At 72.6% G+C, this 13,570-nt stretch carries 12 protein-coding genes and 1 pseudogene; 3 read left to right on the top strand and 10 right to left on the bottom strand.

Features of this window, described 5'->3' with window-relative positions; genetic code table 11:
- Positions 1–57: 57 nt before the first annotated feature.
- From M4D82_RS25595 to sbnA, 9 genes are all read right to left on the bottom strand, one after another.
- Positions 58–285 carry an MbtH family protein gene (locus M4D82_RS25595; protein WP_249768274.1) on the bottom strand — a complete coding sequence of 76 codons (228 nt, stop codon included), beginning with the start codon at positions 283–285 and terminating at the stop codon, positions 58–60.
- A gap of 141 nt (positions 286–426) precedes the next feature.
- Positions 427–1,638, bottom strand: a complete 1,212-nt coding sequence (locus M4D82_RS25590; RefSeq protein WP_249768273.1) for an FAD-dependent monooxygenase — start codon at positions 1,636–1,638, stop codon at positions 427–429.
- Positions 1,635–3,113: a condensation domain-containing protein gene (locus tag M4D82_RS25585; protein ID WP_249768272.1), complete on the bottom strand. Its 1,479-nt coding sequence runs from the start codon at positions 3,111–3,113 to the stop codon at positions 1,635–1,637. Before M4D82_RS25585 ends, M4D82_RS25590 begins: the two co-directional genes overlap by 4 nt.
- Positions 3,110–3,826: a 2-hydroxychromene-2-carboxylate isomerase gene (locus M4D82_RS25580; RefSeq protein ID WP_249768271.1), complete on the bottom strand. Its 717-nt coding sequence runs from the start codon at positions 3,824–3,826 to the stop codon at positions 3,110–3,112. Before M4D82_RS25580 ends, M4D82_RS25585 begins: the two co-directional genes overlap by 4 nt.
- Positions 3,827–3,872: 46 nt before the next feature.
- Positions 3,873–4,616: a 3-oxoacyl-ACP reductase FabG gene (gene fabG / locus M4D82_RS25575; RefSeq protein ID WP_249768270.1), complete on the bottom strand. Its 744-nt coding sequence runs from the start codon at positions 4,614–4,616 to the stop codon at positions 3,873–3,875.
- 133 nt (positions 4,617–4,749) lie between these two features.
- On the bottom strand, positions 4,750–5,844 hold the full coding sequence (locus M4D82_RS25570) for a beta-ketoacyl synthase N-terminal-like domain-containing protein (protein WP_249768269.1): 1,095 nt from the start codon (positions 5,842–5,844) through the stop codon (positions 4,750–4,752).
- Positions 5,841–7,106: a beta-ketoacyl-[acyl-carrier-protein] synthase family protein gene (locus M4D82_RS25565; protein ID WP_249768268.1), complete on the bottom strand. Its 1,266-nt coding sequence runs from the start codon at positions 7,104–7,106 to the stop codon at positions 5,841–5,843. The genes M4D82_RS25570 and M4D82_RS25565 overlap by 4 nt, the downstream gene beginning before the upstream one ends.
- A complete protein-coding gene (locus tag M4D82_RS25560; RefSeq protein WP_249768267.1) occupies positions 7,103–7,366 on the bottom strand; it encodes an acyl carrier protein in 264 nt (87 codons plus the stop codon). Before M4D82_RS25560 ends, M4D82_RS25565 begins: the two co-directional genes overlap by 4 nt.
- A gap of 102 nt (positions 7,367–7,468) precedes the next feature.
- Positions 7,469–8,506, bottom strand: coding sequence for a 2,3-diaminopropionate biosynthesis protein SbnA (gene sbnA / locus M4D82_RS25555; protein ID WP_249768266.1), 1,038 nt, complete (start codon positions 8,504–8,506; stop codon positions 7,469–7,471).
- Between the two features lie 178 nt (positions 8,507–8,684).
- Here sbnA and M4D82_RS25550 point away from each other — a divergent pair, with 178 nt between their 5' ends.
- From M4D82_RS25550 to M4D82_RS25540, 3 genes are all read left to right on the top strand, one after another.
- Positions 8,685–10,289, top strand: coding sequence for a tryptophan halogenase family protein (locus tag M4D82_RS25550; RefSeq protein ID WP_249768265.1), 1,605 nt, complete (start codon positions 8,685–8,687; stop codon positions 10,287–10,289).
- Positions 10,290–10,391: 102 nt separating this feature from the next.
- The gene (locus M4D82_RS25545) at positions 10,392–11,045 is read left to right on the top strand and encodes a flavin reductase family protein (RefSeq protein ID WP_249768264.1); all 654 of its coding nucleotides are present in this window, start codon (positions 10,392–10,394) and stop codon (positions 11,043–11,045) included.
- Positions 11,032–12,339, top strand: coding sequence for a cation:proton antiporter (locus M4D82_RS25540; RefSeq protein WP_249768263.1), 1,308 nt, complete (start codon positions 11,032–11,034; stop codon positions 12,337–12,339). The genes M4D82_RS25545 and M4D82_RS25540 overlap by 14 nt, the downstream gene beginning before the upstream one ends.
- A 108-nt stretch (positions 12,340–12,447) precedes the next feature.
- Here the strand turns inward: M4D82_RS25540 and trpD are convergent.
- Positions 12,448–13,550 (bottom strand): annotated as a pseudogene (gene trpD, locus M4D82_RS25535) (anthranilate phosphoribosyltransferase).
- Between the last annotated feature and the right edge of the window lie 20 nt (positions 13,551–13,570).

The following is a 13,570-nucleotide window of genomic DNA, read 5'->3' as shown; positions in this document are numbered from 1 at the left end:
GGGGCGTCGGCCGCCTCCCGGGCCCTGGGGCCCGGGGTGGCGCGAACGTCCGGATGGTCAGGCGGCGGAGCCGGCGGCCATCCGGCGGCGCAGGCTCGCGGGGCGCAGGTCGGTCCACAGCTCGGTGATCTTGGCGAGGCAGGCGTCGCGGGTGCCCTCGGTGCCCTCGGCCCGCCAGCCGGCGGGAAGTTCACGGTCGGCCCACCAGATCGAGTACTGCTCCTCGTCGTTGAGGACGACGCGGTAGACCGTCTCGGCCCGGTTCTCGTTCTGCTGTTCGCTCATCGCTGTTCCCTTCGCGTGGTCAGGTGTCGCCCATCCTTGAAGAGGGCGCTATCGATGCCCTATCGAGCGCATATACGAGCCGGCGCAACGCGACGGGCCCCCGACGCCGGGTGGCGTCGGGGGCCCGTGGGGCGGGGCGGTTCAGGCGACGAGGGGGACGGTTTCCTCCAGGGCCGCCTCCGCCGGAGCGGTCTCCTCCAGAGCGGCCTCGACGTCGTGGTCGAGGATCCAGGAGACGTCCGCGGCGGCGGCGTTGACCCCGCCGGCGGGACGGCCGCCCTGCTGCGGGGCGGGCCGGGCGCCCTCGCGGGAGCCGAGCTGCACGCGGGTGGTGTGCGGCCGGCGCAGCGCCTCGTAGCGTTCCAGGGCGCCCGCGACGCCCTCGGCGTCCTCGCTCGCCCGCGCCAGGCACACGGCGAGCGCGACCGCGTCCTCCACGGCCTGGTTCGCGCCCTGCCCGTGGTGGGGCAGCATCGGGTGGGCGGCGTCGCCGAGCAGGGTCGTCCGGGGCGTGCTCCACCGCTCCAGCGGGGCCCGGTCGTACAGGGCCCAGCGGCGCACCTCGCCCGCCGCGTCCACCAGGGCCCGCACCTCGGGCGCCCATCCGGTGAGGACGGCGTCCAGGTCGGCCCGCTCGCAGGCCGAGGTCCAGGACTCGGCGTCGCCCTCGGGCGAGGGGGTGACGGCGACGTACGTGAACTGCCGCCCGCCGCCGACCGGGTAGCACAGCACCCGGGCGGCGGGGCCCGCGAACATGTACATGCGCTTCGGGTCCAGGTCGGGCACGTCCGCCGCGTCGACGAGTCCGCGCAGGGCGCTGTTGCCGGAGTACACCGGGGCGTCCTCGCCGGCGACCGCGCGGCGCACCGCCGAGTGCACCCCGTCCGCGCCGATCAGGACGTCCGCGCGGGCGGCGCCGCCGTCGGCGAACTCCAGCAGCACCCCGTCGGCGTCCTCGGTGAAGCCGACCAACTCCCGGCCGGTGTGGACCCGTTCGGCGGGCACGAGGGTGGTCAGCATGCGGTGCAGGTCACCGCGGTGGACGGTGAGGTAGGGGGCGCGGTACCGCCGCTCCCAGGCCTCGCCCATCTCCTGCTCGGCGACCTTCGCGCCGTTGTGGAAGGCCCGCACCTCCAGGGCGTCGGGACGAACGGCCAGTTCGGCCAGGCGCGGGCCGAGCCCGAGGCGTTCCAGCAGCCGGGTCGCGTTGGGGCCCAGGTGCATGCCGACGCCCTGTTCGCGCAGGGCCTCGCCCCGCTCGTACACCTCGACGTCCAGGCCCCGGGCGTACAGGGCCGCCGCGGCGGTCAGCCCGCCCAGTCCGGCGCCGATCACGGCCACTTTCAGGCTCACCGGTACTCCCAGGCACTCTCGAAGGACTCGAAGTCGTCGGCCCCGTCGAAGGAGCCGAGGTCGGACCCGCCGCCGGAGCCCAGCGCGAGCAGCGCCTCCAGCTCTGCGGCGCCGGCCAGTTCCACGTCGGTGACGGCGGTGTCGGGCGCGGCGACGGCCGCCGCGAGCATCCGCTCGTAGCCGTCGGCGAAGCGCGCGACCGTCTCCCGGTCGAGCACGTCCGTGTCGTACGAGAACACGGCCGTGACGCCCTGCGGGGTCTGCTCGATGCGCAGCAGCAGGTCGAGCTGGCCCTCCTGCTGCGGCACGTCGATCAGGGCGATGTCCAGCCCGGCGTACGGGACGGACGGCCCCTCGGCGGCGCCCGGCGGGACGTTCGGCACCGGCGGCTCCATGCGGTCCATCTGGACCAGGAACAGGGCGGTACGGAACACCGTGGCCCGGGGGAAGGCCAGCGCGCACGGGTAGCGGACGTTGACCATGCCGCCCATGACCCGCTGCCCGGCCTGCTCGGCCGCGCTGCGGAAGGTGGAACCGGCGGTGAAGTCGGCCCGGACCGGCATGGTGTTGAGGAAGCAGCCGATGACGTCGCGCTGCGCCCGGCCCATGCGGCTGGTGGCGGGCACGCCGAGCACGAAGGCGTCCTGTCCGGTCCAGCGGTGGGTGAGGGCCTGGAAGACGGCGAGGAGGTACGCGAACGGGGTGGCCCCGACCTCCTTGGCCGCGCCGGCGAGGGCGTCGGTGGTGTCCTTCGCCAGCTCCCGTACGACGGTCGCGCCCTGGTAGGAGCGCAGTGCGGGGCGTGGGCGGTCCAGGGGGAGTTCGGCGGCGGGGGCCTGCCCGACGGACTCCTTCCACACCTCGGCGGCGCGCAGGCCGGCCTCGGAGGCGGTGTAGCGCAGCTCCTCGGTGGTGTGGTCGTCGTAGGAGCCGGGGATGGGCCGCCAGCGGGGCTCCTCGCCGGTCGCGAAGCCCTCGTAGGCGTCGAGGACGTCGCGCACCAGCAGCCAGCGGGAGGTGAAGTCGCTGACGATGTGGTGGGCGGAGGTGACCAGGGCCCAGTCCTCGTCGGTGCGGCGCAGCAGCACCACGCGGAAGGCCCCGGACTCCAGCCGGAAGGGGCGGGCGCCGGCCTCCTCGGCGGCCCGGTGGAGGGTCTCCTCGTCGGCGCCGTCGAGGTCGCGCAACTCCAGGCGGACCAGCGGCTTTTCGCTGACGGTGCGCCGGACGCCGGCGGCGCTCTCGGTGAAGACGGAGCGCAGCAGCTCCTGGCGGGCGCCGACGGCGGTGACGGCGGCGTCCATCGCGGCGGGGTCGACCCGGCCGCGCAGCCGCAGGGGCATGACGATGTTGTAGGCGGAGGCCTCGGGCGAGACCTGGTAGGCGGTCCACATGGACTGCTGGATGGCGGTCAGCGGCAGGGCGCGCGCCGTGTGCGGCGGCGCTGCCGTCTCCGCGTGCGTCACGGCGGTCATCCGCAGCCTCCCGCGTGGCTCATGTCCGTCGTGCGTCCGGCGCCGACGACGGCCAGCTCGGCCTCGGCGGGCGCGGCGCTCTCCACCGGCTCGGCGTCCCGGAAGGAGGCGGCGAACTCCGCGACGCGGTCCAGGCCCCAGTACGGCTCGCTGCCGTTGATGAAGTAGGGGACGCCGAAGACGCCGTCGCGCTGCACGTTCAGCAGCGCGGCGGTGGCCCGCTCGCGCAGCTCCGCGTTGTCGGTGGCGCCCTTGACGGCGTCGGCGTCGAGGCCGATCTCCACGGCGAGTTCGAGGACGGTGTCCGGGTCGCAGATGTCGCGGCCCTCCAGCCAGCGGGCCCGTCCGGCGCGGGCCACCCACTCCCGGCCCAGGCCCGCGTCGACGGCGAGGAACCAGGTCAGGTGGGCCGGCTCCCACCACGGCGCGCGGTCGGCCGGCCAGGTCAGGGCGAGGCCCCGGGCGGCGGCGAGGCGGCGTACGTCGCGCAGGATGTAGAACTGCTTGGCGCGGGTCATCGGCGTGTACGGGAACTGCCCGCGCGCCCGCTCCAGCAGCTCGGCGCTCGTCTCGTCCGGCTCCCAGAACGGGTGCCATGCGAGGCGGTCGAGCAGCTCGGGGTGGTCGCGCTCCAGGTCGTGCAGGGCGAAGAAGTTGTAGGGGCTGCGCAGGTTGAAGTAGAACCGGGGCGGTTTGGCGGCACGGCCGGCCATGTCGGACTCCTCTGTCGGTCGGGCGGGGCGAACGGGTCGGGCCGGGTCAGACGACCAGTCCGCCGTCGATGTGGAAGACCTGTCCGGTGATGTACGCGGCGCGGTCGGAGGCGAGGAAGGACACCAGCTCGGCGACCTCGTGCGCCTCGCCGAAGCGGCCGAGCGGGATCCGCGCCGTCATCTCCTTGGCGTGCTTCTCGGACAGACCGCCGACCATGTCGGTGGCGATGAAACCGGGGGCCACGGCGTTGGCGCGCAGGCCGCTGCGGCCGGATTCCTTGGCCAGGGCCTTGGTGAAGCCGATGATCCCGGCCTTGGTGGCCGCGTAGTTGCTCTGCGTGGGGTTGCCCGCGGCGGCGACCGAGGACAGGGTGATGATGGTGCCGCGGCGGCGCTTCATCATCGGGAAGGCCAGTGCCTTCGCGAAGTTGAAGGTGCCGTCGAGGTTGGTGCGGACCACCGCGTCCCAGTCCTCGTCCTTCATCATCGCCAGGTGGCTGTCGCGGACGATGCCGGCGGCGGTGACCAGCACGTCCACCGGTCCCAGCTCCGTTTCGGCCTCGGCGGTGAAGGCCCGGACCTGCTCGCGGTCCGTGACGTCCACGCGGCGGAAGAGCACCCGCGCGCCCAGGGCCCGCGCGCACTTCGCGGCGAGCCGGGCGGCCTCCTCGTTGGACTGGAAGCAGAAGGCCACGTCATGGCCGTCCCGTGCCAGGGTCTCCACCACGGCCCGGCCGATACCGCGGGAGCCGCCGGTGACGAGGGCTACCGGCCTCGGTGTCTCGGACATGGATAGATGCCTCTCTTTCGGGTCTCTTCGGGACGCGGGGACGCGCGAGAACGGGGGGGGACGCGCGGGAACGGGGTGGGGGAAACGGCACAGGGACCGGGGCGGGGGTCGCGGACGGGCGCCCCCCGACGGGTCAGCCGAGCCGCAGCAGGGTGGCTCCGACGGTGCCGTCCCGGTCCAGGGCGGTGACCAGCGCGAGCCGGTCCACCAGGGCCGGCCGGGCGCCGGCATGGGCCAGGACGGCGGCCAGCTGGAACGCGGCCGACGCGGCGGTGGCGTCGCCCACGAGGGGGCGCACGGGGATCCGTTCGCCCGCCACCGCGTCGAGCGCGGCCTCCTCCTGCTTGCCGAGCAGTCCGGGCGGCGTGCCGGGGGCGACGAGGGCCACGTCGGCGGCGGCCACGCCGGCGTCGGAAAGCACCTCGGCGACGCACCGGGACAGCGCGGCCCCGGCCCGGCCGGTCTCCGGGAAGGCCCGGAAGCGGGAGCCGAGCACGGTGGCGAGCACCCGTCGGCCTCCCTCACGGGCGGCCTCCCCGCTCTCCAGCAGGAACAGCGCCGCGCCCTCGCCGAGCGGGTCGGCCTCGGCGCCGCCGTGGTCGGCGACCCGCTCCAGGCGGGCCCGCTGGACGGAGAACTCCTCGGCCGCGCCGGCCAGCAGCGCGTTGGCGTGACCGCCGCGCAGCAGCCGGGAGGCGTAGTTCAGGGCCAGCAGGCCGGTGGCGGAGCCGCCGGAGACGGTGACGTTGGGGCCCTTGAGGGTGTGCCGGATGGCGCTCTGGCCGGTCGGGCAGTTCATCACCGTGTTGGGGAAGCGGGCCGGGTCGACGAGGTAGGGCTTCTCCCCCGTCAGCGCGTCCTTGGTGAAGTCCATGATGGACTGGACGCTGCCGGAGGTGCCGAGCACGAGGCCGGTCTTCTCCGGGTCGGCGGCCAGGCCCTGGCCGAAGTCCTCCAGGAGTTCACCGACGGTGACGACGGCGATCCCGGTGGCCCGGTCCATGGACCGGGTGCCCTTGCGGCCGAGGACGGATCTGATGTCGAAGTCCGGGATCAGGCCCGCGTCCTCGTAGGGGACGGGCCAGGCGGCGGTGTCGACGGCGGCGGTCGCCGTGGTCCGCGCGAGGAGTCCCTCGGCGAAGGACCGTCGGCCCAGCCCGTACGGGGAGGTCACCGCCCAGCCGGAGATGACGAGCCGGCGTTCGCCGGCTTCCGCGTGTCCGCTCATGCGACCGCGCTCCTGTCTTCCCAGTGGCCGAGGACCAGGACGGCGTTGTTGCCGCCGAAGGCGAGTCCGTTGTTCTGTACGACCTTGAGGTCGGCCTCGACCGCCTCGTTCGGTACGCAGTCCACGCCGCACTCGGGGTCGGTGGTGCGGTGGTTGATGGTCGGCGGGATGAATCCCTCGCGCAGGGCGAGGGCGCAGGCCGCCGAGGCCAGGGCGCTGGCGGCGCCCATGGTGTGGCCGATCATCGACTTGATGGAGACGGTGCGCGGCAGGTCCTCGCCGAACACCTGGCGGATCGCTCCGACCTCGGTCACGTCGTTGGCCTTGGTCCCGGTGCCGTGCGCGGAGATGAAGTCCACGTCGGCGGGGGTGATCCCGGCGTTGGCGTGGGCCGCGGTGATGCAGCGGGCGATCGAGTCCCGGTCGGGGGCGACCGGGTGGCTGGCGTCGCAGGACAGGCCGTAGCCGAGGACCTCGGCGTAGATCCGGGCGCCGCGGGCCAGCGCGGATTCCAGCGACTCCATGAGGAGGATGCCGGCGCCCTCACCCGTGAGGATGCCCTGCCGGTCGGCGTCGAAGGGCCGGCAGACGTCGGGGGCGATGGTGCCGAGTCGGTAGAAGCCGGTGAAGGTCTTGCGGCACAGGGCGTCGGCCCCGCCGCACAGGGCCATCTCGACGTCGCCGGAGCTGATGGCGTCGTAGCCGTAGCCGACGGCGTAGTTCCCGGCGGCGCAGGCGGTGGGGACGGTGACCGTCTCCACGTCCTCCAGGCCGAGTTCGCGGACGATGCCGGCGGAGAGCCGGCCCGGCCAGACGCGGCGGGCCACCACGGGGTCGAGGGTGTCCTCGCCCTGGGCGACCTGGAGCCCGGTGAGGTGGTCCAGGTCGCGGGACTCGCCGTCGGTGGTGCCGATGGAGACCAGGGAGCGCCGGGCCCGGACGTCGGCCTCGGTGAGTCCGCCGTCGGCCACGGCCATACGGGCCCCGGCGACCGCGAACTGGGCGGCCCGGCCGAGCTCGTCGGCCGGCAGCTCGCGCAGCCAGGCCTCCGGCTCGAAGTCGGTGATCTCGCAGGCGTTGGAATGGGCGAAGCCGGTGGTGTCGAACGCGCTGATGGGCTTGGCCCCGCTGCGTCCGGCCCGCAGGCCCTCGGCGAAGGCGTCCACGCCCGTGCCGATGCTCGTCACGACACCGAGACCTGTGATCACCACCCGGTGCCGGGCAGCGGCGCGCTGCCCTGTCGCGGCCGTCTGGGACGTCACTTGCCCTCGGCCTCCGCGATCACGGCGTACACGCCGACCAGGTTGACCATGCGGCTGAGCTCGGCCTGCTCCAGCGTGATGCCGAAGACACGCTCCAGGGAGGCGAGGATCTCGATGGTGCGCAGCGAGTCCGCGTCGTGCTCCTCCTTGAAGAGGCTCGTCTCGGTCACCTCGTCGAGGTCGAGTTCGAGGATGTCGCAGACGATTTCCTTGATCTGCTCCTTGCGCTCGGCGTCGAGGGCGGGGATCTGGGTGGTCATCCGAAATACCTCCGATGAGGGGCGGTCCGTACCGGACCTGGGTGGTGGGGTGGGTGGTGGGGGCGTGCGTGGTGACCGATGGGTCGATGGTGGGAGCGGCCGCTATCGGTGGCCTATATCGACCAGGTGCGCAGTGACCCCGACGGGCCGGGGGTCCTTCCAGAGGTGCGAGACCTCGCCGAACTGGCGGTACACCCAGGCGTCGTCGTAGATCGTCTCCAGGTAGCGGTCGCCGCCGTCGGGCAGGACGAGCACCACGTTCGAGCCGGGGATGATGTCCGGGGCGATCCGTTCCAGCGCCGAGACGACGGCCCCGGAGGAGCCGCCGGCGAGGACGGCCTCGTGGCGTACGAGGCGCCGGCAGCCGACGACGCAGTCGAGGTCGCTGACGTGGATGACCCGGTCGGCGTCCGACGGGCGCAGCAGTCGGGGCACGACGGAGGCGCCGTGGCCGGGGATGAGCCGGGTGCGGCGTTCCTGCGGGCCGAAGAGCACGCTGCCGAGGGCGTCCACCGCGTTGATGGTGGTGGTCATGCCGTGCCGGCGGACGTACTCGGCGCAGCCGCCGAGGGTGCCGCTGGTGCCGGCGGACACGACGAGCTGGTCGACGCGGCCGTCGAGGGCCTCGGCGATCTCGCGCATCGTGGTCTGGTGGGCGATCGGGTTGAGGGGGTTGGAGTACTGGTCGGGCCAGTACGCGTCCGGGGTCTCGGCGACGAGGTCGGCGACGCGGCGCAGGCGGGCCGGCAGCAGTTCGCCGGTGGCCGGGTCGGGGTCGACGACGATCTCGACCTCGGCCCCGTAGGCCCGCAGGATCGCCACGTTCTGGCGGGTGGTGCGGGCGTCCACGACGCAGATGAAACGCAGTCCGAAATAGCCGCAGATCTGGGCGAGTCCGATGGCGAGGTTGCCCGAACTCGATTCGATGACGGTGGACTTGCCGGGAACGAGTTCCCCGGTCCTGATGCGCGCCAGCACCATGGAAAGTGCCGAGCGGTCCTTGATACTTCCTCCGGGATTGAACCGCTCCACCTTGGCGAACACCCGCGAGCCGAGGCCCGGCAGCAAACGCTCCAGTTCAATGAGCGGAGTTCCTCCCACGGTGGAGAGGATTCCCTTCGTCCCTTCGTCGTACGGCATCTGATGCAGCCATCCTCTGCTGGGAGTTGCGGGGTGCGGATACAGCCTGACGAGATTCGGCCAATCCGCTATATCGCCGCCATACGGCCGTTTATAGCCGGCGCATAGTGGTCGGCCGGAATCTCTTTCCCATCGCACCACGGAAGTCCCCATGCAGACGGAAGAGAGAGTCCCTCACATGACCGGCACCGACTCGCGCATTCAGAAAGTCGTCATCCTCGGCGGCGGTACCGCCGGCTGGATGACCGCCGCCTACCTCGGCAAGGCGCTCCAGGGCACCGTGGACATCACGGTCCTGGAGGCGCCGGCGATTCCGCGGATCGGTGTCGGCGAGGCCACCGTCCCCAACCTCCACAAGGTCCTCTTCGACTACCTCGGCATCGCCGAGGAGGAGTGGATGCGGGAGTGCAACGCGAGCTTCAAGATGGCCGTCCGCTTCGTCAACTGGCGCACGGGCGGCCAGGGCGAGCCGAACGCCCGCACGCTGGAGAACGGCGGCCCGGACCACTTCTACCACCCGTTCGGCATCCTGCCGGACAGCGACAACGTCCCGATGTCGCACTACTGGGCGAAGGCGAAGCTGGAGGGCCAGACGGAGGAGCCGTTCGACTACGCCTGCTTCCGCGAGCCCCCCGTCATGGACGCGAAGCTGTCGCCGAAGTGGCTCGACGGCAACCCGTCCACCCGCTACGCCTGGCACTTCGACGCCGCCCTGGTCGCCGACTTCCTGCGCCGCTTCGCCACCGAGAAGCAGGGCGTGAACCACGTCCAGGACGAGATGACGCACGCGGAGAAGGACGAGCGCGGCTTCGTCAAGGCCCTGCACACCAAGGCCGGCCGGGTGCTGGACGCCGACCTGTTCGTGGACTGCTCCGGCTTCCGCGGCCTGCTCATCAACCAGGCCATGGAGGAGCCGTTCATCGACATGAGCGACCACCTGCTGTGCGACAGCGCCGTGGCCACCGCGGTCCCGCACGACGACGAGGCGAACGGCATCGAGCCGTACACCTCCGCGATCGCGATGTCCTCCGGTTGGACCTGGAAGATCCCGATGCTGGGCCGTTTCGGTTCCGGTTACGTGTATTCCAGCAAGTTCACGACGAAGGAGGAGGCGACGAAGGAGTTCAGCGCCCTGTGGGGCCTGGACCCGGAGACCACGAAGTTCAACCACGTGAAGTTCCGCGTCGGCCGCAACCGTCGCGCCTGGGTCAACAACGTGGTGAGCATCGGCCTTTCCTCGGCGTTCCTGGAGCCGCTGGAATCGACCGGCATCTACTTCATCACCGCCGCCATCTACCAGCTCGCCAAGCACTTCCCGGACCGCACCTTCAACCCCGAGCTGGCCAACAGCTTCAACCGTGAGATCGAGGTGATGTTCGACGACACGCGCGACTTCATCCAGGCGCACTTCTACTACGCGCCGCGCAACGACACGCCGTTCTGGCGGGCGAACAAGGAGCTGACGCTCCCGAGGAACATCCAGGAGAAGATCTCCGCGTACAAGGCCGGCCTCGCGATCAACTCCCCGATCGCGGACGAGTCCACGTACTACGGAAACTTCGAGGCGGAATTCCGCAACTTCTGGACCAACGGCAGCTATTACTGCGTCTTCGCCGGTCTCGGTCTGGAACCGGACGCCCCGCTGCCGATCCTCGCGCACAAGCCCGATTCCGTGGCCGGCGCCGAGGCCATGTTCGGCAAGGTGAAGCAGGAGCAGCAGCACCTGCTCGACACCCTCCCGAGCACCTACGACTACCTGCGTCAGCTCCACGGCAAGCAGTAGTCCCGGGCTCTCTCCCAGCTCACTTCCGGTGCGCAGGCCCGGAGCCGGCTCCTCCCTCCGGCTTCCGGGCCCGCGCCGCACCCCAGCTTCAGGAGTACAGCGATGTCCCACGCGTCCCAGCCGTCCCCGTCCGTCCGCCCCGGCACCGCCACCGCCGGGGCCGAAGCCGACATCAGGCCCCTGATGTCGGCCTTCCCCTCCGGCGTCTCGGTGATCACCACGATCGCCGCGGGCTCGGAGCCGCGCGGTATGACGTGCAGCTCCCTCGCGAGCGTCGCCCTGTCCCCGCCGACCATCGTGCTGTGCCTGCGCACCGAGAGCCCGACCGTGCAGGCCGTCCTGGAGAGCGGCCACGTCGCGGTGAACCTGCTCCACGAGAACGCCCGACCCGTCTCGGACCTGTTCGCCTCGGGCGCCGCGGACCGCTTCGAGCGCACCGAGTGGCGGCTGCCGCTGGGGGCCGGCGGCCCGCACCTGACGGAGGCCGCCCACGCCATCGCCGACGGGGTCGTCACCCAGGCCGTCGAGTTCGGCGACCACACGGCGGTGTTCGTCCGGATCAGCCGGGTCTCCCAGCACGACGGCGCCGAGCCGCTGCTGTACGGCAAGCGCAGATACGCCCGTTGGACCGACGCCACCGCCGTCCCGGGACCGCCCGCCGCGGCGCCGCCCCCGCCGGCGGCCCCCCTGCCGGCACTACCCGCGCCGCTCGTCGCGCCCGCCGGCTCGAAGGGGGCGGCCCGTGTCCGCCCGTGACCCGCTGCCCGATCTGCTGATCGCGATCCCGACGGTCATCCTCGCGTGCAAGGCCGGCGCGATGCTCTTCCGCCGTCTCGGTCAGCCGCCGGTGGTCGGCGAGATCGCCGTGGGCATCCTGCTGGGGCCCTCGTTGCTGGGCTGGCTGTGGCCCGGGGCCCAGGCATGGCTGTTCCCCGGGACGGTCCTGCCGTTCACCGGGGCGTTCGGAAACATCGGTCTGCTGGCGTTCATGTTCCTGGTGGGGCTGGAGCTGAACCTCTCCGCCCTGCGCGGGCACAGCCGTACCGCCATCGCCGTCAGCCAGGCGAGCATCGCGCTCCCGCTGGTCCTCGGCTCGGGGCTGGCCCTGCTGATGTACGACACGCTGGCGCCCGAAGGGGTCTCCCAGCTCGCGTTCGTCCTGTTCATCGCGGTGTCCATGAGCATCACCGCGTTCCCGGTGCTGGCCCGCATCCTCACCGACCGGGGCCTCTACAACACCCGGATCGGCGCGCTGGCCATGGCCTGCGCCGCCGTGGACGACGTGACCGCCTGGTGCCTGCTGGCCGCCGTGGTCGCCGTCAGCACGAGCAGCTCGCCGCTGGACGCCGTCGTCACGGCCGGCCTGGCCGCGCTGTTCCTCGCGTTCATGATCTACGCGGTCCGGCCGCTGCTGGCGAAGTGGGCCGTACGGGCCGCCCGTACCGTCGACTCCGTGGTGCTGGTGGTGCTGTTCAGCGGGCTGTGCCTGTCGGCCTTCACCACCGACAAGATCGGCGTGCACGCCCTGTTCGGCGCCTTCGTCTTCGGGGTGGTCACCCCGCGCGGCTCCCGCGTGATCGAGCTGTGCGCGGCGCGGCTGCGGGCCTTCACCATCCCGATCCTGCTGCCGCTGTTCTTCGTCAACACCGGTCTGCGCACCGACGTGGGGCTGCTGGTCGCCGACCCGATGATGTGGCTGTGGGCCGGCGCCATCATGGTCGTCGCCTTCCTCGGCAAGTGGGGCGGCAGCTCGGGCGCCGCCCGCGCCACCGGACAGTCATGGCGGGACGCCATGTCGATCGGGGCGCTCATGAACTGCCGGGGCCTGACCGAGCTGGTGGTGCTGAACCTGGGGCTTGAGCTGGGGATCATCGGGCCCGGCCTGTTCACGATGCTGGTCCTGATGGCCCTCCTCACCACGGCGATCACCTCTCCCGCGCTGTCCTGGATACGGCGGGGGGTCCCGCCCGAGAAGGAGTCCGACGACGTGGCCGACGGACCCCTGGTGCACGAGCCGGTCCGACGGCCGGCGAAGGTCGGCGCCGGGTAGGAACGACCCGATCGCCACCGGCCGTGCGGCCGCGCCGTCCCCCTCCCAAGGGTCGGCCCGGCCGCACGGCGGCGCGCCTCGTCCGTCGCCGCGCTCACCGCCCGCCGTTCACCGCCCCGCCGCGGCGAGCGGCGCTTCGGTGTGTCCGGCCGCCGCCCGCACCCAGCGGTGCAGTACGGCCTCCGCGGCCCCCGAGTCGAGGACGCGGCGGCGGCGGTGACCGCCACCCGCAGCCGCTCGGTGACGTCGCGGCCCCGGGCCGGCTCGCCGGCCGCCAGCGCGGCGCCCGCCGAGAGCAGCACCGCGTCACGTACGGGACCCCGCTCGCCGCCGGCGAACAGCCTCCGGGCCACCTCCGCGTTGTACGCCGCGTCCGCGCCCCGCAAGGCGTCCACCGGGGCGAACGGGATGCCGATGTCGCGGGGGTCGAAGGATTCCTCCCGAACCCTTCCCCCCTCGACGCTGAGCACCGTCGAGGTGGTGGTGACGCTGAGCTCGTCGAGCCCGTCGTCCCCGCGGAACACCAGCCCGCTGCCCCCGCCCCGCGCCAGCACCCCCGCGATCAGCGGGAGCAGCCGGGCGTCGGCCACGCCGACCGCCTGGGCGGTGGGCCGGGCCGGGTTGGTGAGCGGCCCGAGCGCGTTGAACACCGTCGGGATGCCGAGCTGCCTGCGGACCGACGCGGCGTAGCGCATGGAGGGGTGGAAGTCGGGGGCGAAGGCGAAGGTGATGCCCGCCTCCTCCACCAGCGCCGCCACCCGGGCCGGCGCGAGGCGCAGGGTCACGCCCAGCGCCTCCAGGACGTCCGCCGATCCCGAGGCCGAACTCGACGCCCGGTTGCCGTGCTTGACGACCCGGGCCCCGGCGCCGGCCGCGACGATGGCGGACATCGTCGAGATGTTGACGGTGCGGGCACCGTCGCCACCCGTACCGACCACGTCGACCGTGGCGCCCGGTACGTCGAGGGGTACCGCGTGGTGGAGCATGGCGCGGACCAGGCCCTCCAGTTCACCTACCGTCTCCCCCTTGCCGCGCAGGGCGACGAGGAAGCCGGCGAGCTGGGCGTCGGTCGCCTCGCCGCGCATCACCTGGTCCATGGCCCAGGCGGTGTCGGCCGCGGCCAGGTCCCGGCCGGCGAGCAGGGTCTCCAGCAGGGCGGGCCAGTCGCGCTGTCGTTCGGCCGGTTCCGGTCTGACGGTGGTCACTTGAATCCCTTTCGGTGGGTGGTCCG

This window comes from Streptomyces sp. RerS4 (genome assembly GCF_023515955.1).
GTDB lineage: Bacteria > Actinomycetota > Actinomycetes > Streptomycetales > Streptomycetaceae > Streptomyces.
This window is presented reverse-complemented; position numbering and strand designations above follow the sequence as displayed.